Annotated in this window: 17 protein-coding genes; 7 read left to right on the forward strand and 10 right to left on the reverse strand. The window is 55.7% G+C overall.

The features are described from left to right. Nucleotides 1–46 precede the first annotated feature (46 nt). From arsH to D0C27_RS06995, 4 genes are all read right to left on the reverse strand, one after another. Nucleotides 47–763 carry an arsenical resistance protein ArsH gene (gene arsH / locus D0C27_RS06980; RefSeq protein WP_115634576.1) on the reverse strand — a complete coding sequence of 239 codons (717 nt, stop codon included), beginning with the start codon at nt 761–763 and terminating at the stop codon, nt 47–49. Then, nucleotides 750–1,181, reverse strand: a complete 432-nt coding sequence (gene arsC / locus D0C27_RS06985; protein WP_137430670.1) for an arsenate reductase (glutaredoxin) — start codon at nt 1,179–1,181, stop codon at nt 750–752. Before arsC ends, arsH begins: the two co-directional genes overlap by 14 nt. A gap of 22 nt (nt 1,182–1,203) precedes the next feature. Then, on the reverse strand, nt 1,204–2,493 hold the full coding sequence (locus tag D0C27_RS06990) for an arsenic transporter (protein WP_137430671.1): 1,290 nt from the start codon (nt 2,491–2,493) through the stop codon (nt 1,204–1,206). A gap of 89 nt (nt 2,494–2,582) precedes the next feature. Next, nucleotides 2,583–2,906, reverse strand: a complete 324-nt coding sequence (locus D0C27_RS06995; RefSeq protein ID WP_009460707.1) for an ArsR/SmtB family transcription factor — start codon at nt 2,904–2,906, stop codon at nt 2,583–2,585. 260 nt (nt 2,907–3,166) lie between these two features. Between D0C27_RS06995 and D0C27_RS07000 the strand changes: the two genes are divergently transcribed. Next, a complete protein-coding gene (locus D0C27_RS07000; RefSeq protein ID WP_081055444.1) occupies nt 3,167–4,288 on the forward strand; it encodes a transporter substrate-binding domain-containing protein in 1,122 nt (373 codons plus the stop codon). Between the two features lie 9 nt (nt 4,289–4,297). On the opposite strand, the gene D0C27_RS07005 is transcribed toward D0C27_RS07000, so the two are convergent. Next, on the reverse strand, nt 4,298–5,176 hold the full coding sequence (locus D0C27_RS07005) for a LysR substrate-binding domain-containing protein (protein WP_137430672.1): 879 nt from the start codon (nt 5,174–5,176) through the stop codon (nt 4,298–4,300). A 362-nt stretch (nt 5,177–5,538) separates the two neighbouring features. Between D0C27_RS07005 and D0C27_RS07010 the strand changes: the two genes are divergently transcribed. Together D0C27_RS07010 and D0C27_RS07015 are read left to right on the forward strand one after the other, a co-directional pair. Further along, on the forward strand, nt 5,539–6,156 hold the full coding sequence (locus tag D0C27_RS07010; protein ID WP_083054595.1) for a LysE family translocator: 618 nt from the start codon (nt 5,539–5,541) through the stop codon (nt 6,154–6,156). Between the two features lie 378 nt (nt 6,157–6,534). Next, entirely contained in the window at nt 6,535–7,758 is a 1,224-nt protein-coding gene (locus D0C27_RS07015) for a hypothetical protein (RefSeq protein WP_137430673.1), read from the forward strand. 198 nt (nt 7,759–7,956) lie between these two features. Here the strand turns inward: D0C27_RS07015 and D0C27_RS07020 are convergent, their stop codons facing one another. Further along, nucleotides 7,957–9,603 carry a long-chain-fatty-acid--CoA ligase gene (locus D0C27_RS07020; protein WP_035273528.1) on the reverse strand — a complete coding sequence of 549 codons (1,647 nt, stop codon included), beginning with the start codon at nt 9,601–9,603 and terminating at the stop codon, nt 7,957–7,959. 364 nt (nt 9,604–9,967) lie between these two features. On the opposite strand from D0C27_RS07020, the gene D0C27_RS07025 reads away from it, so the two are divergent. Continuing rightward, a complete protein-coding gene (locus D0C27_RS07025) occupies nt 9,968–13,558 on the forward strand; it encodes a BTAD domain-containing putative transcriptional regulator (protein ID WP_170978550.1) in 3,591 nt (1,196 codons plus the stop codon). Here D0C27_RS07025 and D0C27_RS07030 read toward each other — a convergent pair. Continuing rightward, entirely contained in the window at nt 13,555–14,313 is a 759-nt protein-coding gene (locus D0C27_RS07030) for a hypothetical protein (RefSeq protein ID WP_137430675.1), read from the reverse strand. The genes D0C27_RS07025 and D0C27_RS07030 overlap by 4 nt on opposite strands. 154 nt (nt 14,314–14,467) lie before the next feature. Between D0C27_RS07030 and D0C27_RS07035 the strand changes: the two genes are divergently transcribed. After that, nucleotides 14,468–16,426, forward strand: a complete 1,959-nt coding sequence (locus D0C27_RS07035) for an alkyl/aryl-sulfatase (protein ID WP_240688326.1) — start codon at nt 14,468–14,470, stop codon at nt 16,424–16,426. Nucleotides 16,427–16,611: 185 nt separating this feature from the next. Beyond that, nucleotides 16,612–19,899, forward strand: coding sequence for an autotransporter outer membrane beta-barrel domain-containing protein (locus D0C27_RS07040; protein WP_170978551.1), 3,288 nt, complete (start codon nt 16,612–16,614; stop codon nt 19,897–19,899). Between the two features lie 126 nt (nt 19,900–20,025). Here the strand turns inward: D0C27_RS07040 and D0C27_RS07045 are convergent, their stop codons facing one another. Then, complete coding sequence (locus D0C27_RS07045; RefSeq protein ID WP_137430676.1) at nt 20,026–20,544, reverse strand: DUF2478 domain-containing protein; 519 nt, start codon at nt 20,542–20,544, stop codon at nt 20,026–20,028. Nucleotides 20,545–20,829: 285 nt separating this feature from the next. On the opposite strand from D0C27_RS07045, the gene D0C27_RS07050 reads away from it, so the two are divergent. After that, nucleotides 20,830–21,579, forward strand: a complete 750-nt coding sequence (locus tag D0C27_RS07050) for an IclR family transcriptional regulator (protein ID WP_035273436.1) — start codon at nt 20,830–20,832, stop codon at nt 21,577–21,579. A 117-nt stretch (nt 21,580–21,696) separates the two neighbouring features. Here the strand turns inward: D0C27_RS07050 and D0C27_RS07055 are convergent, their stop codons facing one another. Then, nucleotides 21,697–22,449 (reverse strand): enoyl-CoA hydratase/isomerase family protein, encoded by a 753-nt coding sequence (locus tag D0C27_RS07055; protein ID WP_137430677.1) that lies wholly within the window; start codon nt 22,447–22,449, stop codon nt 21,697–21,699. Continuing rightward, nucleotides 22,446–23,597: a CaiB/BaiF CoA transferase family protein gene (locus D0C27_RS07060; protein ID WP_035273440.1), complete on the reverse strand. Its 1,152-nt coding sequence runs from the start codon at nt 23,595–23,597 to the stop codon at nt 22,446–22,448. The genes D0C27_RS07055 and D0C27_RS07060 overlap by 4 nt, the downstream gene beginning before the upstream one ends. Nucleotides 23,598–23,639: the final 42 nt, after the last annotated feature.

Below are 23,639 nucleotides of genomic sequence, written 5' to 3' on the forward strand. Positions count from 1 at the left end.
TGTTTTTGAAAAGCGCAGCGAGGCGTTTTCCGTTCTGATTGGCGCGCTAGATGCTGCGCTGTTGTACCCGTGCAGACAGCTCCTGCGCCGTCTCCTTGCGCTCGCTATATCGATCCACCAGATACTGCGCACAGTCACGCGTCAGCAAGGTGAACTTCATCAGTTCCTCCATCACATCCACCACGCGCTCGTAGTAGGACGAAGGTTTCATGCGGCCTTCTTCGTCAAATTCCAGAAAGGCTTTGGCAACCGAAGACTGGTTGGGGATAGTGATCAGGCGCATCCAGCGGCCCAGAACCCGCATCTGGTTCAAGGCGTTAAAGGATTGCGAGCCGCCTGACACTTGCATCACGGCCAGTGTTTTGCCTTGTGTTGGGCGTACAGCACCGATGCTTAACGGTATCCAGTCAATTTGTGCTTTCAGAACGCTGCTCATGGCACCGTGGCGCTCGGGCGATGTCCAGACCATGCCTTCGGCCCACTGCATGAGTTGGCGCAACTCCTGCACTTTCGGGTGGTCCTCTGTTGCACCATCGGGCAAGGGCAGGCCTTGCGGGTCGAAAATTCTGGTTTCTGCACCCATTGCTTCCAGCAGCCGTGCAGCTTCTTGCGTCAGAAAGCGGCTGTAGGAGCGTTCTCTCAGGGAACCATATAAAAGCAGAATTCGAGGTGGGTGTGTGGCGCGTGCTTGAGGCAGCAGTTCTGCCATATCTGGAGTGTTAAATGCGTGCTCGTCCAGATTGGGTAAATCAGGCTTGCTCAATTCTTTGTCCTTTTTCATCAATAACGGCTTGGCCGTCTTCTTTCCGGAAGGCACCTTGTTGTGCTTGGGGAAGTATCTCCAGCACCTGTTCCGAGGGACGACACAAGCGCGCTCCCAATGGGGTGACAACAATAGGGCGGTTGATCAGAATCGGGTGCTGCAACATGAAATCAATCAGCTGTTCATCGCTCCATTTCGGGTCGCCGAGCCCGAGTTCTTCATAGGGCGTACCTTTTTGTCGCAAGACTTCACGCACGCTCAGGCCACAGTTTGCGATCAACTTAGTCAGCGTGCTGCGGTCCGGCGGTGTTTGCAGATACTCGATGATGGTGGGTTCTTGTCCGCTATTGCGGATCAGGCCCAAGGTGTTGCGCGAAGTGCCGCAGGCGGGGTTGTGATAGATGATGATGTCTGTCATGGCGCGATCTTGATATCAGGGTTTAGTGGGCGATACCCAGTCGCAGCGCCAAGGCTGCCAGGGTGATCAGCAAGACGGGTGTGGTCAGGATGGCTCCTACTTTGAAGTAGTAGCCCCAGCTGATTTTTGTGCCTTTCTGGGCCAGGACATGCAGCCACAGCAAGGTGGCCAAACTGCCTATAGGTGTGAATTTCGGGCCCAGATCGCTGCCAATGACGTTGGCGTAAATCATGGCTTCCTTGACGATGCCCTCGGCGCTGGAAGCGTCAATGGACAGGGCGGTGACAAGGACCGTGGGCATATTGTTCATCACCGAGGACAGCAACGCAGACAGGACGCCGGTACCCATGGCCGCTGCCCACACGCCAGCTTGGGCGAACTGATCCAGCAGTAAACCCAGGTAATCGGTTAGCCCGGCATTGCGCAGGCCGTAAACCACCAGATACATGCCCAGCGAGAACACGACGATTTGCCAGGGGGCGCCACGCAGCACTTTTCGCGTACTGATGACTGTGCCACGGGCGGCAACCGCCAGCAAAATGATGGCGCCTGCTGCGGCAACCGCACTGACGGGGACACCCAGGGGTTCCAGTGCAAAAAAGCCTGTCAGCAATAACGCCAGCACCATCCAGCCAGCCTTGAAACTGGCCCTGTCCTTGATAGCCTCAGCAGGCGTTCTTAATTGTTCAAGGCGATAGTGGGCGGGAATGTCGCGACGGAAGTACAGCATCAGAACGACCAGGCTGGCCAGTACAGACACGATGTTGACGGGTGCCATGATGGCGGCGTAGTCCGTGAAGCCCAGTTTGAAGTAGTCGGCAGAGACGATGTTCACCAAATTGGAGACGACCAGCGGCAAGCTGGCTGTGTCCGCAATAAAACCGGCTGCCATGACAAAAGCCAGAGTTGCTGCTGGTGAAAAACCCAAGGCCAGCAACATGGCCATGACAATCGGCGTCAGAATCAGTGCGGCCCCGTCATTGGCAAACAGGGCAGAGACTGCTGCGCCCAGAATCACGATAAAGGCAAAGAGCTTGCGCCCGTTACCGGCTCCCCAACGGGCGACATGCAGGGCGGCCCATTCAAAAAAACCTGCCTCATCCAATATCAGGCTGATGATGATAATGGCGACAAATGTGGCGGTGGCGTTCCAGACGATATTCCAGACCAGGGCCAGGTCAGTCCATTGCACGACGCCAGACAGCAAGGCAGCAACTGCGCCTAAAGAGGCACTCCAACCAATGCCCAAACCTTTGGGCTGCCAGATCACCAGGGTTAAGGTAGCGATGAAAATGAGTACAGCAAGAAGCATGACGGAGTGCTCTGATCAGGGGGATAGCCAGCAAGGCAGTTAAGTTCCGAGTGGTTTTTGCAGGACGTGGATATCAAGTGTCCGGCGCTCTAGCAGTTCTGGCACAGGTCTTGCGTTGGGAGGCAGGTTTGACCCTGGCAGCAATTCTCGGTCAGATAAGTAAGCAGATTGTTCATGGCGGGAAAGGTGGCGCTGTAGAGCAGATTGCGACCTTGCCGCTCGGCGTGGATCAGCCCGGCGTTGCTAAGCTCCTTTAAATGAAAGGACAGGGCGTTGGGGGCAATGCCTAGCTGCTCAGCCAGAGAGCCGGGTGTCAGTCCGGTGGGCCCGGCAACAACGAGTGCGCGGAAAACCCGTAGGCGGGCTTCGTGGGCCAAAGCGGCCAGGGAGCGGATAACTTGAGATTCTTCCATAGAGTAATAATACAATAATTCAAGAATTATTGAATAGTTTGATGTTTCCCATAGAGAGCTTTGAATGACAAGATTCGCGTGTGACGTTTTATTGATTTGTCAGGCATTGTGAAACTCGTGGTTTGCGACAGCAGATCCTTCTGGAACCGGGAACAGGGCCGATGCCAATTTGCTATCCTCTAAGACAATATTCGCCCGTCCTTGTTATTCTCAGCCCGCCTGGCAAGTGGAATCTCGGACTACACCCCCCAAGATTGCCTATGAAAATCCCATTTCTGAGCCACCATCAGTTTGGCCGCCGCATTGCTCAAGCACGTCTTTTTGGCCTTGTTGCTCTGTTGATGTTGTTGGCGGCGCTTCCCCAAACAGGCTATGGCAAAGAGCCGCCATTGACGGTCGGCGTATTGGTCTCGCCACCATTCGTAATGAAAAGTGATGGTGCTTTCACCGGATTGGCTATCGACTTATGGGAAGATTTGGCAGCAGAAAAGCAGTGGGTATTTGAATATAAGGAATACGGCACGTTTCGGGATTTGCTCAGTGCCACAGAGTCGGGTTCTCTTGATGTTGCCATGACTAATCTGACTATCACGCAGCAACGCGCGTTGAAGGTGGATTTCACCCAGCCCTGGTTTGATGGTGGTATGCGCCTGATGGTCAGTTCCGATCAAGGAACTGGTTTTCAAAGTGTTCTCAAGGGTTTGGCGCAGGCCGGTTTTATTACGGCGTATGCATGGATCGCTTTTGTCATTTTGTTTGCCACTGTTGTTTTGACCTTGTTTGACCGGCGGTTTGACCAATCCTTCCCTGCTCGCTGGCGCGATGGCGTGGCAGAGAGTTTCTATACCGTGATGTCTGTTGTGACTTCGGGGCGTGCCCCGGCCAGAAAGAATCTTTTTGGCTGGTTAGGACGTATCTGGCAGGGCTTGTGGCTGGTGTGTGGGGTGGGCATCTTGGCCTTTGTAACGTCCTCTGTCACCAGCGTGATGACAACGCTGGCTATCTCAAACCAGATCAATAGTGTGGACGATTTGAAGGGGCGACCAGTAGGCGTGCTGATCGGGACCGTAGAAGAGGACTATGCCCGCAAGCAGGGACTTGCCATGCGCAGTTATGCCAGTTTGGACAAAGCCACGGCAGCTTTGGACAATGGCGATGTTGTGGCCGTGATTGCCGACGCTCCGGTACTGGAGTACTACGTGTATTCCAACCCTGGCTTGCCGGTGAAGGTAGTGGGGCGACTGTTCGAGCGTGACAAGTATGGGTTTGCCTTGCCACTGCAAAGTGAGCTATCCCGAGAAGTAACTTTGGCTGTGCTAGGGGCCGTGGATGAAGGCAAGGTGGAGGCCTTCAAGACCAAGTATTTTGGCTTGGGACAGTAGTAGCCAGGCTTATTGGCATGGGTTCATCTTTGAGGGCTCAAGCTGCTCACTTAACCAGTCGGCAAATACTTCCGCACGCGGGTTTTGATCCAAAGCCTGGGGAGAGAGCAGGTAGTACGCCGAGCCGTCCGCAATGAATCCTTGCGGGGCAATGAGCTGCCCGCTTTGCAGTTCATCTTGCACCATCAGGCGCGACACAATACTCATGCCCTGTCCGGACAAGGCGGCCTGGATACATAAATAAAAATGCTCTAGTTCCAGCTTGTTGGCAGAGCGTATGACTTGGCCGCTAAGTCGCGCCCAGGTGGCCCAAGCTTGCGGACGGGAGCTGCTTTGTATCAGCACCTGTTTGGCCGTGTCCTGGGTGTGGGGATAGTGAGGCTGGCAGACCGGCCCTATCATTTCTTCGCACAATTTCAGGCCGCAGACCGAGTCTGCCCAATGAAAGTCGTCACGGCGTATGGCCAGATCCACTCCCATTTGAGCAAAGTTCACTGGCCCTCCGGCTGTAATCAGATGCACGGTGATATTGGGATGCAGAGTGTGGAAATCCCCCAGTCGGGGTATCAACCATTTCATCGCAATGGTGGGCTCGCAGGAAACGACCAGCGCATGTTCACGCTGTGTCTGCTGCAACTGATACACCACGTCTTCCAAGCGCTCGAACATGGGCGCGGTCACATGCAAAAGCTGGCGGCCTGCCTGTGTCAGAAATACAGCTCGATTGCGCCGTTCAAACAGTTCTACCCCCAAAGATTCCTCCAGCGCCCGAATCTGGCGACTGACCGCGCCGTGAGTGACATGCAGCAGCTGGGCTGCCTGCACAAAGCTGCCTGCCTTGGCGGCCGTGTCGAAGTAGCGGAAGGCCGTGAGATTGGGGATTTGCATGGTCGATGAAAACTCACAGAAATAGCGCAGGAATTATCGTTTTTAAATTAGCACAGGATTATCAATAATGAAATCCTGAGAGCAAATATTCAAACAAGAAAACGATAGAAGTTTTGGAGGGTTTTTCTTGGGTTTTGAAAATCTGGATTGATCCCGTTGAGAATAGCAAAAACTATATAAATTGGATGAATACATAGCTCACCAGGAAGGGTTTTCACATTCTGACTGGAGCGGTCTTTGCAGACTGGTAGATCGTCCGCGAAGGAACGATCTCATTCCTAGAGTGTAGGACTGGCTCTGCGGTTTGGCTGCCTTTGACCTAGCTTGTCACACCGATTTCATCAAACTTAGGCTTGTTAAAAATGCATGAACTGTTGGCCGTTGCCACTATCACTATTCTGGCCGTGATCAGCCCAGGCCCCGACTTTGCCATGGTCACTCGTAATGGCTATTCCTTTGGCCGCAAGATTGGCCTGATTTCGGCTCTGGGTATTGCTGCCGGGGTGCAGGTGCACGTGGTCTACACGGTGCTGGGCGTTGCAATTCTGATTACTCAGTCTCCCACCTTGTTTCTGGTGATGAAAGTGGTGGGGGCAGCGTACTTGATGTACCTGGGCTATCAGTCTTTCTGTAATCGCACTGTTTTGAATACGGACGGTGAGGCGGGAAATATGCCCAGCGCCTGGCAAGCTTTTGGCATGGGGTTTTTGACCAATGCCTTGAATCCCAAAACCATGTTGTTTGTGGTGGCCACCTTTACACAGCTGGTGCAGCCGGATGCATCGTTCTGGCTGAATTTCGCTTATGGATTTTTCATGTCTTTTGCCCATTGGGTCTGGTTCAGCATTGTGGCGCTGGTGTTCTCAAACAAGCGCTTGCGGGCAGCCATGCTGGCCCGGCAAAGATTGCTGGACAGGGTGATAGGCGTGGCCTTGTTCAGCTTGGGCGCTTCGCTGCTATTTGCCAACTCGGTGTCTTAGGGCGGCCATGCGGGAGCAGGTGCTGTGCACAGGCGATTTGTACTGCCTGATTATTGAAGTGATTAATAAATTGGTTTGAATTAAATTCAGAATTTAATTGAGTATTTTATTTTTAATTTGATTTTGAATTATATTTGTATGGCTATTAATAATAAAAATATAAAAGTATGGAAAAAAATATGAATTAAATTCTTTAAAAGAATATCTGTTATCTTCTGTCATTTATTGACGGCGCTCTGGGTATGGTTGTTACGTTGCCGTTTCAGGTTTCGCACACTACTTGTAGAGAGGGAGACAAGAATGACTTGCCATCATATAAACGCAAAAGCGCTGGCTGCGTCTGGCCTGGCTTTATTCGCAGCGCTTCAGAGCAGTGTTATGGCTCAAAGCCCGGAGCCCCGGCTGGATACCAGCCAGCTGTATGCAGACGTGCATTTCCACGCTTCCAATTACGCCATGCAAGGTATTTCCTTAAAGGAATATGCAGAGCGCTATATGAGCGCCAATCGCCAGCAAATTGTGCGCTCCACCATCATGCCGATTCCTTTGCAGCAACGCTGGGATGGGTTTGAACAGTACCAGGCACAGTCTGGCGATCAGATGTATGGCCCGAACTACTACATAGGCCCCAAAGCAGACTTGTATTACTACTCTTTTGTGGATGCCATGTTTGCGCGCGAGTACGAACGCTTGCCGCCCCAGTATCAGGAAAAGCTGGATGTCATGATTACGGCCTTCAATCCCATGGACGTATATGCCTCGCAACATATCAAGCGTGCGGTGCTCAGTTTTCCAGGCGTGTTTGCCGGGGTGGGAGAGTTCACCATTCACAAGGAGCTGGTGTCCAGCAAGCTGGCTGGTGAAACGGTAGAACAAACCAAGGCCCCCTCTGTGCCGCTACCGCCTGATGCGGGCGATGGCAGCAAGGTATCGCTGTATTCCGAGTCGCTGGAGTATTTGTTCAAGACCATTGAAGAGATTGGTTTGGTCGCGATCTTGCACAATGATATGTACCGGGTAGAGGTCAATTACCAGGGTGAGCTGGAGCATTCCTATCCCGATCAGGACTATGTGGACGGCTTGAAGCACGTGTGCGGACATGCGCCCAAAGCCAAGGTGGTGTGGGCGCATACGGGCCTGGGGCGTTTTGTGAAACCCACCAGCGACCACATTACGCGCGTGAAAGAAGTGCTGGATGCCTGCCCCAGCTGGTCTACCGATATTTCCTGGGATCTGGTGCAGGACTATATGTTGAATCCCGAGCCGGGCATGCCCAGTCGCCAGGATTGGCTGAATTTCTTCAATGAATACCAGAACCGGATTCTGTGGGGTTCAGATGTGGTGATTTTTACGCGTAATCGCTTTGAGTCGGCCCCTCCCACGTCAGTGACACCAGGCGGTTTGATGGAACCGGTTCAGTACCATGCGGACTTGTCCAAGATGAGGGAGTTTCTGGACGAGTTGCCAGTGGCCATAGGCAACAAGATTCGCTATGAAAACTATCTGGGTCTGTTCAATCGTGCCAAGTTCTCTGTGCGGGCCTGGGAGCGCGAGAATGCGGATCTCAATATCTGGGATATTCCTACGCCCGTGCATCCTTGAAGGAGGCATGCTGTTGATATGGGCGATCAGCCATAGATACTGGACTTGATTCTGGCCCTTTCAAAGCCAATGGCAAAGGCAAAAAACAGCCCCCCGACAGTTGGATAACTGTCGGGGGGCTGTTTGCGATTGCGCGTCAAGAAAGCCGAGCCTGGCTTCTTGATTCTGCTGTCAGGCATCTGGCTGGATGCAGCTTGGTTAACCGGCCTTGTTCTGCGCAGCCAGCTTGTCCAGATCCTCCTGAATCAGCTTGCGAATCGCGGTTTTCAAGAGCTTGCCGGTTGCTGTGTGGGGCAGTTCATCGACCACGATCAGTTCGTCAGGAATACTCCATTTGGAGACTTGTTCTGTAAACAGATCAATCATGTCCTGCTTGGTGAAGGTGGCGTCGTCCTGTAGCTGTACCACCAGAACCGGACGTTCGCCCCAGCGCTCGTCGGGCTTGGCTACGACAGCCGCTTCCTTGATCGCCGGGTGAGCCTGGGCAATGTTTTCCAGCTCGATGGAGCTGATCCATTCGCCACCGGATTTCACCACATCCTTGGTTCGGTCCACGATCTGGATAAAGCCATCCTGATCAATGGTCACCACGTCGCCCGTATTGAACCAGCCATCTTCTGTATGGGCAGAGGTGTCATTGCTATTGAAGTAAGAAGCCGCAATCCAGGGACCGCGCACCATCATGGCACCAAACATCTTGCCGTCGCGGGCAATGGGTTGACCATCGTCGCCATCTACCCGGAACTCGACCCCGAAGAGCGGACGACCTTGCTTGGCCAGCAGCTTGAGTTTCTCGTTCTCCGGCAAGGACTCGTGCTTGGGCAGCAGGGCAGCCGCCAGACCGACCGGGCTGGTTTCCGTCATGCCCCAGGCGTGGCGTACCTTGACACCCAGCTTCTGGAAGCGGGTAATCATGACCGGAGGCGCAGACGAGCCGCCAATCACCAGGCGTTGCAGGCTGCTGAAGGTTTTGCCATTGGCTTGCATCCAGTCGAGCAGGCCTAGCCAGACGGTAGGCACACCGGCTGTCATGGTGACCCCTTCGTTTTCAAACAGGGTATGCAGGCTGGCGCCGTCCAGTTTCGGGCCGGGCAAGACCAGTTTGGCGCCCACCATCAAGGCCGCATAGGGCAGGCCCCAGGCATTGACGTGGAACATGGGCACGATGGGGGTAATGGTGTCAGAAGCAGACAGACACAGGGCATCGGGCATGCTCAAGGCAAAGGCATGCAAGATCGTGGAGCGATGGCTGTAGAGCACGCCTTTGGGGTTGCCCGTGGTGCCGGAGGTGTAGCACAGGCCGGAGGCCGTGTTCTCATCAAACACCGGCCAGTCGAAATGATCGGATTCAGACGCAATCAGGGTTTCATAGCACTGCAGGTTGGGCAGCAGGTTCGACTTGGGCATGTGCGCTTCGTCCGTCATGATGACCACGGCTTTCAGCTTGGACAGCTGATCGGCCAAGGACTCCAGAATCGGCATGAAGTTCAGGTCGGCAAACAGCACGCTGTCGTCTGCGTGTTCAATGATGTAGCCAATTTGATCCTGAAACAGACGCGGGTTGATGGTGTGGCACACCAGGCCCGAGCCCGATACGCCGTAATACAGCTCCAGGTGACGATAGCCGTTCCAGGCCAGGGTTCCGACGCGGTCGCCATGTTGCAGACCCATTTTTTTCAGCGCATTGGCCAGTTGCTGGCTGCGCTTGGACAGATCGGTATAGGTGTACCGGTGAATGTGGCCTTCAACGGTTTGCGAGACGACCTCTCGGTCTGCGTGATAGTTCGCTGCGTGACGCAGTATGGATGATACTAGCAGTGGGGTATTCATCATCATGCCAAGCATGGTCTTCGTCCTCCCTGGGAGTAAATCAAACAGAACTGACGGGCCTTGAAACTGTGAGTCTACGCGCAGAAAATGGACGAAACACATCACTGACTGTCATGGCCTACGTTTGCACAGTAGCCTAAAACTCACAAATACGTCTACGTAGTCGTTTATGTTTGCTTGCGCAATGCCAAGGCTTCTACAAAATCCGGAACCCCGGGAAATTTCTGGACACAATTAATACTCTTTGATTGAAGATTGAAGGGCTTTGAGTACAATCGGCAGCTAATTACAGCTTTTTTAAGACGTAGTGTCGGATTTGCTGTCAATTTGACACGAGTGACGCTTGGCCGAAATGGCCCTGTGCTCGGAGCATCGTTTAATGATCGTGCTAGGTTTGCTGGGCCCATTTCGCTTTATTGTCGATCAGGTGGATCGCACTGCATTGCTTAGCTATGACAAGGTCAAACTGCTGGCTGCGGTGCTGTGCCTGGCGCAAGGCAAGGCGCTGCAGCGCGAGCGGCTGGCACAAATGCTTTGGCCAGATCTGACACGAGACAAGGCACTATCGCGCTTGCGCCACGCGCTGCATGTGTTGCGCAAGGCCCTGGGCGAGCAGGCCGCTTGTCTGGTCGCCAATGCCGAAGGTGCAATGGCGTTCAAGCCTGAAAGCGTGCAAATGGATGTGCTGGAATTTCTGCAGGCCGATGCCGCGCAGGATGCTCGTCTTTCACAGCGCTTGAGCCTGTATGTCGGTCCTTTTCTGGACGCGATTCAATCCCCCGATACTGAAGTTTTTATTTCCTGGCGACAAAGCTGGGAAGATCGCCTTGCTTTGGAATTGCTTAGCTTGCGTGCCCGCCTTTTCGAGCAGCTCTTGCAGGCTCGTCAACTGGATCAGGCGCTTGCATTGGCGCAGGAGTGGGTGCAGCAAGCTCCCGAGCAGGAGGTCTATCACCGCCTCTTGATCAATGTCTTGATGCAAAGAGGGGACAGGCAGGCCGCCTTGCAAGCCTATGCTCATTGCGAGCAGGCTTTGCGTCAGTACCTGGGAGTACGTCCCGATCCTGAAACCCGCCGCCTGGCCCAAGCTCAATGGCCGGTGGCAACAAGCAAGACACCCCCCAAGTCCGCCCAGGCTCATCGTACGGTTGCCACGCTGGCCTTGGCCCTGTCCTGGCTGCCAGCGAAGGACTCCGAGGCGCATCTGGATGGCGATCTGGTGCCGGATCAAGCCGTGGCGTATCTGGAGTCCTGGCACGAGCAATTGCTGGATATTTTGCGTCAGCACGGGGCTTGGTTAAGTCAGTCCAGCGGGTCCACCTTGTTGGCTCATTTTGGCTGGCCACATGCGCAGTCCGAGCCGGTGAATCGGGCGGTTGAACTGGCTTGCGTGATTCGTGCTTTGCGAACGCCGCCGGGGATCAGTATCGGTCAGGTAGTGCATGTGAGCCTGGCCTTGGTGGACGAACAGCAGGTCAATACACATAGCCTGTTTGGGCAGTTGGTCATGCCTTTGGTGTGGAAGGCCAGGCATGGCGAGATTCTGCTGAGCGCGCAGGCCGTTGCTCGTATGGCGGATTGGCAGATCAATCAGCATCGAGGCCCGGAGGGGGGGTATTTCAGCTTGGGAGAGGGGAGGTGGATGAACGATCCTCTTTATGGCTGTCAACCCGAGTTCGAGCAACTGGTGGCGCAATGGCAGCAGTGCAGTCGTCAGTCCCACAAAGCCGCCTTCAGAATTCATGGTGATCTGGGTTCGGGCAAATCTCGTTTGGCCGAAGCCTTTCGCAGCTACGTTGTTCGCGATGGCGGGCAGCCCTTGCTGATTGATTTCTCGCGTCAGGATGTGTTGGAAGGCGTGCGCGAGATGATGCAGGCTAGTCTAGGGGAAGGGAACGGAACCCAGGACTTGCCTCTTGCGTTAAGTCAGTGCCTGCAGGCCTGGTTTGGCCTGTCTGATTCTCATTGGGATCAAGTGCTGCAAGATGTTCACTGTCTGAATACGGAAGATACCCAAGTGGTACCTGATCCGTGCCGTTTGCTATTGGCGGCGGTGCAGGCCTTTACCAGTCAGAACCAGCCTGTGCTGGTGATTCTGGACCATGTTGATGTACTGGATGCCGGTTATCAAAACAGCTTGGCGGCGATATGGGCTGCAGTGCAAAAGCAGTCTGCTGGGGTCCTGTTATTGATCTTGTCGCGTCAGGCTCAGTTGGTTTTGGACTTTGCTCAAAGTATGGCTTTGCGTAGTTTGTCCGAGGCGGATGTGGGTAAGGCGATGAGCTTTTATGCACGTGGCAAGCGCCTGTCCTCGGACGCCAGTACACAGATTCGTAGCCAGCGTTTGAGCAATCCCATGTTGATCAAGGACATGCTGCATTTGCAGCGTTTTGGCATGCCGCTGGATTACTTGCCACGTCTGGCAGACCGCTTGCTGCTGAGTCTGGAGCAACTGGATGCGGACAGCCGTTGCGTGCTTTTGATGGCTGTGTTGTGGGAGCGTGCCACGCCTGCGGGTTTGGCCCAGGCCTGCAATTTGCCTGTAGGCGTTGTAGAGCAATCCTGGATCAGCCTGTTGGACAAAGGCTTGTTGCAGCAAGACAGCCAGGGCCAGACTTCTTGCGCTCCAGTGATGCGTTCCGCCTTGCGACGTTTGATTGCCAAGGAAGAAAGTAGGGCTTTGTACGGCAAGCTTGCCCATAGCCTGATTCAAATGCAGCAGGCTGAAGAAGAAATTGCCGCTTGTCTGGCGCAGGCGCAAAGCGAGCAAGCAGCCATCTGGTGGCGTAAAGCCATTGATACATCGCTGCGCAGTGGTGACAACCTGCAAGCGGCAGAACAGTTGTCGCAGGTCCTGAGCAGCCTGCAATACATGAGTGATGTGCAGTTGCGCCGTCAGTACGAGCGCGACAGCTACGTCACCTTGGGGGCGCTGGAAATCAGTCGTGGCGGACCTGCCGCCATGCCCGTGTCGCAAGCTTACGAGCAGGCTGCTGGACGTAGTGAGGGCGGTGAGGATGATTTGCCCGTGCTGTGGGGCCAATGGGTGATGCTGCATGGTGCTGGCAAATTGCCGGAAAGTCTGGCCCATGCCAAGCAATTGCAGGAACAGTCGCGACGTCAGGGACAAAGCGCCTGGTATGGCTGGGGTTTGTATGCCGAGGCCCAATATCTGTTCTGGAAAGGTCGTGTGCAACAGGCCGAGCTGGCCTTGGATGAGGCGCTGCGTGCCCTGGCGTACGAGCAACCCGTTCCGGCCATGGATGCGGCTCTTGGGCATCATTGTCCGGCTTTGGTGTACAGCCTGTTGGGGCTGGCCCAAGTGCTGCAAGGGCGCTTTGAGCAGGGCATTGCCAATGCTCGCCATGCCCAGTTTCTGGCCAGTCAAAGTCAGTCTCGAATTTCGGCGGTGATTGCAGAAATCCAGATGCTGCGCATCCTGTATCTGCAAGGCAATCTGGACATGCTGGCTGGCCGCAGTCAGGCTTTGCTGGGCATGTTGCAACCTGTCTTGCCTGGCAGTGTGTGGTGTGCCGTGGCTGAAACCTATGTGCTGTATTGCCGTTTGGTGCGAGGTGAAGAAACAGGCTCGGAGCTGGAGCGCCTGCTGGGGCTGTTGCCCGAGTTTGCACGCAGCATGCCTTTGGCGACGGATGCTTTTCTGTGCATTGTGGCCCGCTGCCATTTGGCCCAAGGTGAAATCGAACGTGCCAGCCAGGCTTTGGATCAAGTTGGGCAGATCGCGCAGGAGCGGGCTTCTACCCTGTATCTGCCGGAACTTGACTGCTTGCGGGGGGATCTGGCCTGGGTCCGTGCGGATAGACAGCAGGCGCAGGTTTGCTGGGCGCAGGCCCAGCAAGAAGTCTTGCGCAGCGGCTTGTACGCCTATGAAGGCTGGATCCGACATCGGCGCGAGCGCCTGCCCGATCTGGCGGCGCGCAGTGTGTGGATCCAGCGCCAGCCCGGTTAGAACTGGAAGTTGATACCCGCAAAAATTTGCCATTCCGGTGCTCCCGCGCCTTTCTTGTCCACGGAGTATTGCGGTTCGATAAAGGCGTTGATCACGCTCTTGCCAGGCTTGAACACCTTGCCCAGGCCCAGACCCACGGGGATGTGGTGGGTATGGTTTTTCAGGTCAAAGGTCCACACCCCGCTGGAGCGCAGGTAAAAACCGTTGGGCAGGTTATAGAACAGGGCGGGCTGGAAGGTGGCCATTTTGACCTTCTCGCGGTCAGAGTCCCCGGCAAAGGATTGTTGAAAGGTCAGCAGCCCGCCTGCCAGACCCCAATCCCGGCTGGCAACCAAGGCCGCTGCACTGCCAATCTGCCATTTCCCTTGTCCGAGTAAATCGTTCGATGCCGTAGGCATCACCAGCAAAGGGCCGATGCCATAGGAAAAACTGCCTGCGCTTTTCATGAACACATCCATGAAGGTGATGTCGCCCAAGCCGGATTTGCTGCCCAGACGATCATGGTGCAAGGCCACAATCGGTACATTCAAACGCCATAGCTGCGGCAGACCAAAGGTTTTGTTGGGCAGGACGGCACGCAGCACCGTCTGGTTTGCCCAGGCATTGTCGAGCTTGTACAGCTCGGGCACGTAGTAGTCGTGCAGGCTGACCATGGGCCGGGGGCTCAGCGGGTTATTGGCGTCGTTCTGGGACTGGGCCAGGGCACCCGTGCTGATCAGGCTGGTGGCCAACAGGCCAAATATTGTCTTTTGCATATGCATACCTCCTCGAAAAACCGAAGGTAGAAAAGCGGCGTTGAAAAAGCATTTAAAGCGGGCCACTGTGGCAAATCCGCAGATTGGACTATCGGGTCTGCTTTGCTCCCAGAATGAGACGCTTGTTGAAAAAGCCCATCAGGAGGAGCGTGTCATGGCACATGCAACGATAAGAACAGTCATGCTGGCGGCAGTAGTCAGCGCGGGTTTGGGTCAGGCACAGGCCGCACCTGCCACGCAGGCAACGCAGGAGCGCCACGCTCAGTGGATGAAAACGCTCCCGTTTGATGACACCCAGGATTTCAAGAATGCTCAGCGCGGTTTGATTTATCGCGAGCCCAGCCTGCAGATCAAAGGCGTGAACGGCAACGTGGTGTGGGATCTGGATTCCTACAAGGCCTTCATCAAGCCCGATAGCGCTGCGCCCAGCACGGTGCATCCGGGCTTGTGGCGTATGTCGCAGTTGAACCTGCTCGATGGCGTGTACAAAGTGACGGACAATATTTATCAGGTGCGCGGCTATGACTTGTCCAACATCACTTTTGTACGCGGCACAAGCGGCTGGATTGTGTTTGATGTGGGCACCTCTACCGAAACGGCCGCCGCTGCGTATGCCTTGCTGCAAAAGCATGTGCAGGCCGCCCCCATCAAGGCGATTATTTACAGCCATTCCCACATAGACCATTACGCCGGAGCCAAGGGACTGGTGGATCAGGCCGCGGTGGATTCAGGGCAGGTACAGATCATTGCGCCAGAAGGTTTTGTGGAGCATGCCATCAGCGAAGGGGTGATTGCCGGCAATGCCATGAAGCGCCGTGCGACTTATATGTACGGGGCCTTCTTGCCGCGCGGTCCGGAGCACAGCGTGGGCTCGGGGCTGGGCATGACTAATCCGCTGGGTTCCGTCTCCCTGATTGCGCCTACGCGTTCGGTGTCCAAGTCGGGTGAAAAACTGGTGGTGGATGGCGTTGAAATGGTCATGCAACTGACGCCGGGCACCGAGGCTCCGGTAGAAATGAATACCTACCTGCCGCAGTTCAAAGCCATGTGGATGGCCGAGAACACCACCAACACCATGCACAATATTCTGTCCTTGCGCGGTACGCAGGTGCGAGATGCCAGGGAATGGGCCAACTACATCAATGAAACAATTGATCTGTTTGGAGATGACACGGAAGTGAAGTTTCAGGCGCACCACTGGCCTGTGTGGGGCAAGGAGCAGGTCCATGACTACCTGATCAAGCAGCGTGATCTGTACAAGTACATCCACGATCGCAGTGTGAACCTGATGAACAAGGGCTACACCGGCGAAGAAATTGCCGAGCTGATCGAGCTGCCCGAGTCCTTGCAAAAAGACTGGGCGACGCGCGGGTATTACGGTTCGCTCAAGCACAATGCGCGGGCGGTGTATCAGTACTACATGGGCTGGTACGATGGCAATCCGTCCAGTCTGGATGTCTTGCCACCCACGGCAGCGGGGGCAAAGTATGTGGAATATATAGGGCGTGATCGTCTGCTGCAAAAAGCCCAGGAAGACTTCGATCGGGGCGAATACCGTTGGGTTGCTATGGTGGTGAAGCATCTGGTCTTCGTCGATGCCAAAGATACGGAAGCACGCCAGTTGCTGGCTAATAGCTATGAGCAGCTGGGTTATCAGGCCGAATCCGGGCCGTGGCGTTCCATCTACCTGCAAGGAGCTTTGGAACTGCGCAATGGTGCGCCGGACCTGCCTGTGCCGCCGAACAATAACGCCGATATGCTGGCCGCACTGACGCCAGAGATGATGTTTGACTTGATGGCTGTGCGTCTGGACGATGAAAAGGTCAAAGATAAGGAGCTGACGGTTGCTTTCCACTTTGTGGATATAGATACGACCTACACCCTCAGCATTGGCAATTCGGTGCTCAATTACAGTACGCGCCCCGGTTTGCCGGCTCAGGCCACCATGTCAGTCAGCCTGGCGGATTTCAAACTGATTCAAGGCAAGATGCTGGACTGGAAAACGGCCATGAAAACGGATCGCGCCAAGCTGCAAGGGGCAGGCCGCAAGTTCCAGGAATTTGCAGGTCTGTTTGAGGAGCCTGACTTGTGGTTCAACATCGTGACGCCTTGAGCAGGTAGTCAGGAGCACGCGGCCTGGCCGCGTCCTTGTTGCTATGTGGCGACAAGGGTTTTGGGTGGCACGAATTAAACGGTTTCCAGGCTTTATTTGCATTAATGTGCTTGCTCGGAGGTTGTCCCTGGGGCGTTTACTACACGGGACGTCTTGTGTATTGCCCACGCCTGGAGCCCAAGCTCATGTCCGCGATTTTGAAAACCCTGTTCAGTGCTGGTGTCTTGCTGACGGCTTCGGCCAGCGCCCACGCCTATCAGACTGAGATTATCTATAACAAGAAAGGGGAAGCGGCCTTTGAACTGCGGGTCTTTGGCCCTCAGGATGGTCCCTATGGCAATATTGGGCCGTCTGCTTTTGATGTGGACGAAAATGGCCGCCGCAAGATTCGTGCGGCGCTGGAGCGCTGGGCTGAAATCCTGATTCTGCCGCCGAATTACCGTCCCGGCGTTGTCCATCTGGGCACCTTCGCGGCGCCCGGTGCCTCTGCCAGCAGCGATCCCTGGTTGATGGCGGGTGATCCGGTGGCGGTTTCCATGCTGCAGGCCGCTCTGTTCAACGCCTTGTCGCCAGAGGATTACGACAGCCCCCATGGGATTATCAATATCGGGCTGATGCCCTTTGATACGGCCCCGGTCAATCCCAGCCAATTACCCTTGACGGGTCAGGCGGACTATAACGGGGTCATTTTTCACGAGTTGGCGCATGCCCTGGGTTTGGGGAATGTGGTTGCCGACAGGAATGGGCCTGGCACAGGTACACCGCAGTTTGCTCCTTTCCTGAATCGGTGGGCGGCGGGTTTGCGGGATGACAATGGCAATCCGGCCCGCCCTGAGCAGAACATTCTGTGTACGCCTTGCAGTCATCCCTATGATGCGCAGGCCTTCGATCTGCGCAAGGATCAGGGCTACTTTACCGGCCAGCATGTGCAGGAAGTGTTGGGTGATGCCATGCCCGGCGTCCCGGTCAGCATTCTGACTTTTCATGACAATCCTGCTGCCGGTATAGACACGGATTACATGAGTCACAGCGAGTTGCGCAACAGCTTGATGAGCCATCAACGTTACCGCAATTACACCAACTTCATGGAAGCTGAAATCGCGGTGATGCAGGATCTGGGCTTGCAGATCGACCGGCGTAATTTCTATGGTTATTCGGTTTACGGGGATGACGTAACTCTGTTCAATCAGAATGGTTTCTTTGCCCGTAATGCCGAGGGTACGGCGTATCTGCCGGGGCAGTACAACACCGCGACTCAGGGCCTGGGCCTGCACATTTATGGCCAGCGCAATACGATTACCCAAGCGGCGGATTTGCTTGGCGCCGGCCCTGGCGGTATAGGCGTGCGGGTGGACGGTAGTGAAAACACACTGATTATTCCGGCCTCCACACGTATCCATGCCCAGGGCTGGGTTGGGCGTGGTCTGCAGTTCAGCTATGGTCGTAATCACACGATCGTGCAGCAGGGCGAAGTGCGTGCGCAGGGTGAGGACGGGGTGGCGGCATTGTTTGATTTTGGCAATAACGCCAGGGGCAATCAGGATGGTTATCATGGTTCATGGCAATGGTTCTCGCCGTTGGAGAACAAGCCGCTTGGCTATGTGCCCGAGATTTTGCAGGGCGCACTCATCAAGGACTACCATTTAGCCGGTCTCTTGTCGGGCAAGAAAGCCGCTATCCAGATTTCCAGCAATGCACAGGTTGAGAATATCAACATCATGCAAGGTGCCCGGATTCAGGGCGATATCCTGTCTGACTATTCCACTCGTCAAAACAACGGCGAGCTGTTTGTCACCCATGTGAATTTTGGGCAGAAAGCAGATGAGCAAGGGCGTGCCACGCTAGAGGCCGATCCTGATTTCCGCCTGCGTTATGACGGCAATATTCAGGGCGCGGACAACTTGGCCGTGGTAATTGCAGGGGGCGAAAGCTCGCTCAGTGGCCAGCATCAGTTGCTCGGCCTGCGTGTGGATGCGGGTGCTACCTTAAGCGGCAATAGCAGTTACGCCATCAACCCGGAAGGCAATTTCAGTAACCACGGCACCTTGAGCCCGGGTAACTCCTTTGGTCAGATGACGATTCAAGGCGATTTCGTTCAGGCTCCTGAAGGCCGGGTATTGATCGAAGCCGACACGCGTCAGAATGACCGGATTGAAGTGCAAGGTCTGGCTCAACTGGCTGGTGAATTGAAGCTGCAATTGCAGCCTGACTGGTATGCCGATGGCTGGTCCTTGAGTCAGAACACGGTCTTTCAGGCCACACAGACCCAGGGTGGTTTTGATCTGCTGACTGCCAGCCTGAATTCGCCCAGCCTGAGCGTGCACGTGAATAACGCTGGCTGGTCGGTCAGCCGTCAGGCAGCGGCTTATTCGCCCTACGCAGGCAATCCGAATGCGGGTGCCGTGGGCCGCAGTCTGGAGCAGGCTTCCACTGACAATCAGCGTCCCTTGGCCTCTGTCTACCAGGCTTTGGACTTCTCCGCAGTGGATGGCAGCGAGATTGGTGACGCACTCAATCAGTTAAGTGCTGGTGCTTATGGGGCTCAATTGGCGGCCAGCTTGCGTCGCGAGCAGTTGGTGTCCGAGCAACTGCGTCAGCGCCCTGGCCTGGGCAAGGATGGCTGGCAGACTTTCATCCAGCCTTTTGGTGGCCGTTATCACTGGCAGTTAAGCAGCAATGATGTAGACCACCGCAGCCAGACTTATGGTGTCGTGTTCGGTGCGGAACATCGCGCTGCAGGCAGCGATTGGAGCTTGGGTGCCCATGCAACCGCCAATGAGCAAAGCTTGAATATAGATGCCCCTTATCAGGCCAAGAGCACGCTGACGGGGTTGGGTGCCGGTGTGCATGCCTTGTACCGTGCTGATGCTTGTGAGGGCTGGCAAGGTCTGGCCCAAGTTCGTATGGGCTTGGAGCAGGGCAAGCTGAACCGACGAATTGCGTTTTCTGACTATCAGGCCAATCCCAAATCTGACTGGACTGGCCATACCTTTGCAGCGGGTCTTCAGACTGCCTATAGCTGGCCCTTGGGTGAGGCAGGCAGCATAGGTCCAGTTCTGGCTTTGGACTATCTGCGTTACAGTCGCCCCGGTTTACGTGAAGAGGGGGATGCGGGTAGCCGCTTGCAGCTGGATTCGACCCGTGCCCATTCCTTGCAAGCGTCGCTGGGTCTGGCTGTCAGTCAGGTTTGGGAGTTGAAGCAGGGCCGTCGTTTACAGACCGGGGTCTCCGCTTCCTGGGAGCAGGCTTTGCTGGGCCGCAAGCAGACACAATATGCACAGTTTGAGGCTTCACCACAGACAGGTTTTGATGGTCGCTATGCTCGTGTCGATAGTCATGCGCTGGCATTGCGGGCGGGCTTGACGCTGCAAAGCTCCGAGCGTTTGCGTTTGGGTGTGTCCGCAGGGACCCGTTTGCTGGGCAATAGCCGGGCAGATATTTCCGGGAATGTGTCGCTGAACTGGGCGTTCTAGGCGGGGTTAGCCGGGGTTTTGAAGGGCTATCTGTTAGCCATGACAATTTGATAGGGAACTGCCGGATTGATTCTGGCAGCTCCGTAAATTGGATCACGCTAGCCCCGTTGAAGGCCTTCAGGCGGCCTAACGGCTGTTCTCGAACCAGTCCCACAGTGCCTGACGCTCCGGCTCCAGTTCCACTGCCAGGCCACCTGTAAATTCACGCCATGCAGGCAGGTAGGTGTGGGCCACAACAGTCAGCACCGCGTAGCCCTGGTCGATCAAGGCCAGGATCTCGTTATTAAAGCCCTGGCCGTCCGCTTCCATGATTCCAAAGCGATTCACAATCACCAGATCAGCCGGGCTTTCCAGCGCCTGCCGCAGCACTTCGCTGGCTTCCAGCAAGGCACCAATGTCCAGGCAACAGGCGGTGGATTCCGCCCCCAGGTTCTGGGTAATGGGATACAGCGTGCCCTTGTCCAGATCCTGCACCGTGCGCAGGCTATGGTCTTCCTTCTGAATTTCCGGACCTTGCACCAGACCACAGACGCGATAGTTCTTCGCGCGCAATTCCTGCACGAATTCCAGTAGCAAGGCGTCGGCACTGCCTTTGCCTGCGTGCACGATGGCCGCAAGGGCAAGAGGCGGGGAAGTGGTGTCCATCGGGATGTGGCTCCGGGCAGTAGAAAGAGAAGGCAAGGCTCTTTGTACACGCATTTGGCCTGGGCTGGAAAGCGGAAAAACCTCTGTGCTGCTGGCCGGTGTTTGGCCTTGGTGGGTAGCAGGCTTGTTGTTTAAGGTTCAAGTCTTGAAGCCTTTCTGCTTGAACAGCGGATGGAACTGTTGCGAAAGCCGCTTGCTGCTTTGCTATACGGGCTTGTCTGGCTATGGCGTGGTTCTGTTCCATGAGACAATTCATGCACTTTTAGTGACTGATGGGATATTCGATTGGACAAGACTTTTGTTAAGGGCCTGGTGCTCCTGGAAGCCCTGGCCAAGCACGAACGCGGTTCGGGTGTCACCGAACTGGCCAATCAATTGATGCTCAATAAAAGCAATGTGCATCGCCTGTTGCAGGCCCTGGTTCACCAGGGCTTTGCACGCAAGAATGAAGATACGGGTCGCTACGAGCTGACCATGAAGCTCTGGGAGCTGGGCTCGGGCCTGGCCAACCGTCTGGATGTGCGGGTGGAAGCCTTGTCTTTCATGAAAGAGCTGGCCGAGCAAACCCAGGAAACGGTGCATTTGTCGCTGCTGGACGGGGTCGAGGTGCTGTATATCGAAAAGATAGACAGCCCGCAGCCCGTGCGCGCCTACACCACGGTGGGTGGTCGCTCGCCTGCGCAATGTGTGGCTACCGGCAAGGCCATGCTGGCCTGGGCCAGTGAAGATACCTTGAATCTGGTCAAGAACCGCCTCAAGCCTTATACGCCTCGCAGTTTGGTCAAGTTTGGTGATTTGCGCCGAGAGCTGGAGCAGGTGCGTGATCAGGGCTATGCCATTAACCGTGGCGAATGGCGTGAGCAGGTCGTGGGGGCGGCTGCGCCTATTTACGATAGTCGTGGAATGGTGGTGGCGGCTTTGGGTATTTCCGGGCCTGCGGAACGTCTGGAGGAAGCCCGGCTGGTTCAGGCCGGTAAAACCTTGATGACGGCAGCGGCACAGATCTCGCGCCGTTTGGGCTATAGCGGCCGTTAAGCTGCTACAGCCCCCGTCAGCTTGTCCGGGCTGCAAGAAGCCGCCCGGATGCAAATTGCCCCCAAAATCTGGATGCGTCTCCAGTTTTTGGGGGCAGTTCCATTCAGGAAAGAAAGTTCAAGATTTTGCGGCTTGCCGGAAGGCCGCAATTCTTTGTTTGAGGCCGGGTGCGGAAGCAGAGCGTACCAAGGCTGTCATATCCCGATCAGCTTGTTGTGGGCAGCCCGTTAACTGATGCAGATAGGTGCGACTGGTGGCGTCCAGCAAGCCCGCAGTCTGTTGAACCTGCTCGATGACAGCAGGCCATGTATCGGGCTCTTGTATGCCGTTAATAAAACCCAGTTGCTCCGCTTTGGCAGCATCAAAAATCTGGCTTCCTGCCAGAAGTTGATGAGCCTGCTGGCCGCCGATCAGGGCAGCCAGCCTGCCTGTTCCCAGTGCCAGACCAAACTGCAGTCCAGGCATGCGAAAGCGGGCATCGGCACTGGCGATACGTTGACGACAAACAGCAATCAAATCCACCCCGGCGCCGAAGTTCTGCCCATGCGCCAGGGCCAGGGTGGCGCAAGGCGTATGGGCCAGCATTTGCAGCAGGGTTTCGATGCGGATAAAGCGCAGTACCAGGTCCCCTTCGCTTTGTTGCTCGTAGTCGCTGAAGTCAAAACCGGCACTGAAATTGCGGCCTTCACCGCGCAATATCAGCAGATCCGCCTGGGCCTTTTCCGCGGCCTGCACGGCCGCGATCAAGGCTTCGACCAGATCGGCCGACAAGGCATTGCGCTTGTCAGGCCGGTTCAGCGTCAGTGTCCAGACTTTGCCCGCGCAGTCCACGTTCAGGCCGGGACTGCTGCTGCAATACGGCTCTGTCATGGAGTAACTCCGTGCAAGATGCTGTCGTTATGTTCGCCCAATGCCGGGGGGGCCATACGGACGGGCAAACCCACTCCATTGATACGCAGGGGCGAGACAAAGGTGCGCGTCTCGGTGTCTGTGCCCGGCAGGCGAATGTTTTGCACCCACTCCATGTGCTCGACCTGCGGGTCTCGCAGCACGTCGGAATAGCGGTTGATGGGACTGCAGGGTACGCCTTGGGCACGGAATTGCGTCAGCCAATGTTCGGAGTCGTGCTGCGCAAAAATAGCTTCCAGCAGTTCACGCAAGGCGTCTTGATGTTTGGCGCGCAGGGTGGTGCTGGTGAAACGCTCGTCCTCGGTCAGGTCCGGGCGTTCTACAACCTGACAGACGGAGCGCCACAGCGCATCGTTGCCCGCTGCCATGGCGAAGTAACCGCCTTTGCACTGGAACGCCTGGTAGGGGGCATTACGGGGGTGGGCGGAGCCCAGCTTGTCCGGGTCGCGACCACTGCCGAAATACTCTGAGGTTTGCAGTGCGGCGATGGCCAGGGTGGTCCCCAGCATGGGCACGTCGATATGTGCGCCCTGACCGGTGGCGCGGGCTTGAGGCAAGGCGGCACTGATGGCAAACGCCGCATACAAACCGGCCGCAAAGTCCGCCAGTGGAACTCCGCATTTAACGGGGGCTCCACCTGCTTCGCCCGTCACGCTCATCACGCCGCTCATGGCCTGAATCGTCAGGTCAAAACCGCCTTCTTGCGAGCGGGGGCCGCTTTGTCCGTAGGCAGAAATTGAGCAGTACAGCAGTCTGGGATTCAGGGCCTTAAGGCTTTCATAATCCAGCCCCAAGCGCTGCATGACGCCGGGCCGATTGTTTTCCAGCAAGACGTCTGCATCCAGTACCAGTTGGCGTGCCTTGGCTACATCTTCGGGGTTCTTCAGATCCAGCGTTACCGAGCGCTTGTTGCGGTTCAGCGAAGCAAAGTTCTCGCTATATCCTTGGTTGATGGGCGGCCAGCTTCGCAAGGTGTCACCCCCTTTGGGGTGTTCGATCTTGATGACGTCAGCCCCCATATCGGCCAACAACATACCGCAGTACGGGCCAGCGGCCACATTGCAAAATTCCAGTATCCGAACCCCGTTCAGGGGCAATGTCGTATCCATGAATCAGCTCCAGAGCGTGATAGGTAGATGGGGGCCGACAGG

This window comes from Alcaligenes faecalis (assembly GCF_005311025.1).
GTDB lineage: Bacteria > Pseudomonadota > Gammaproteobacteria > Burkholderiales > Burkholderiaceae_B > Alcaligenes > Alcaligenes phenolicus.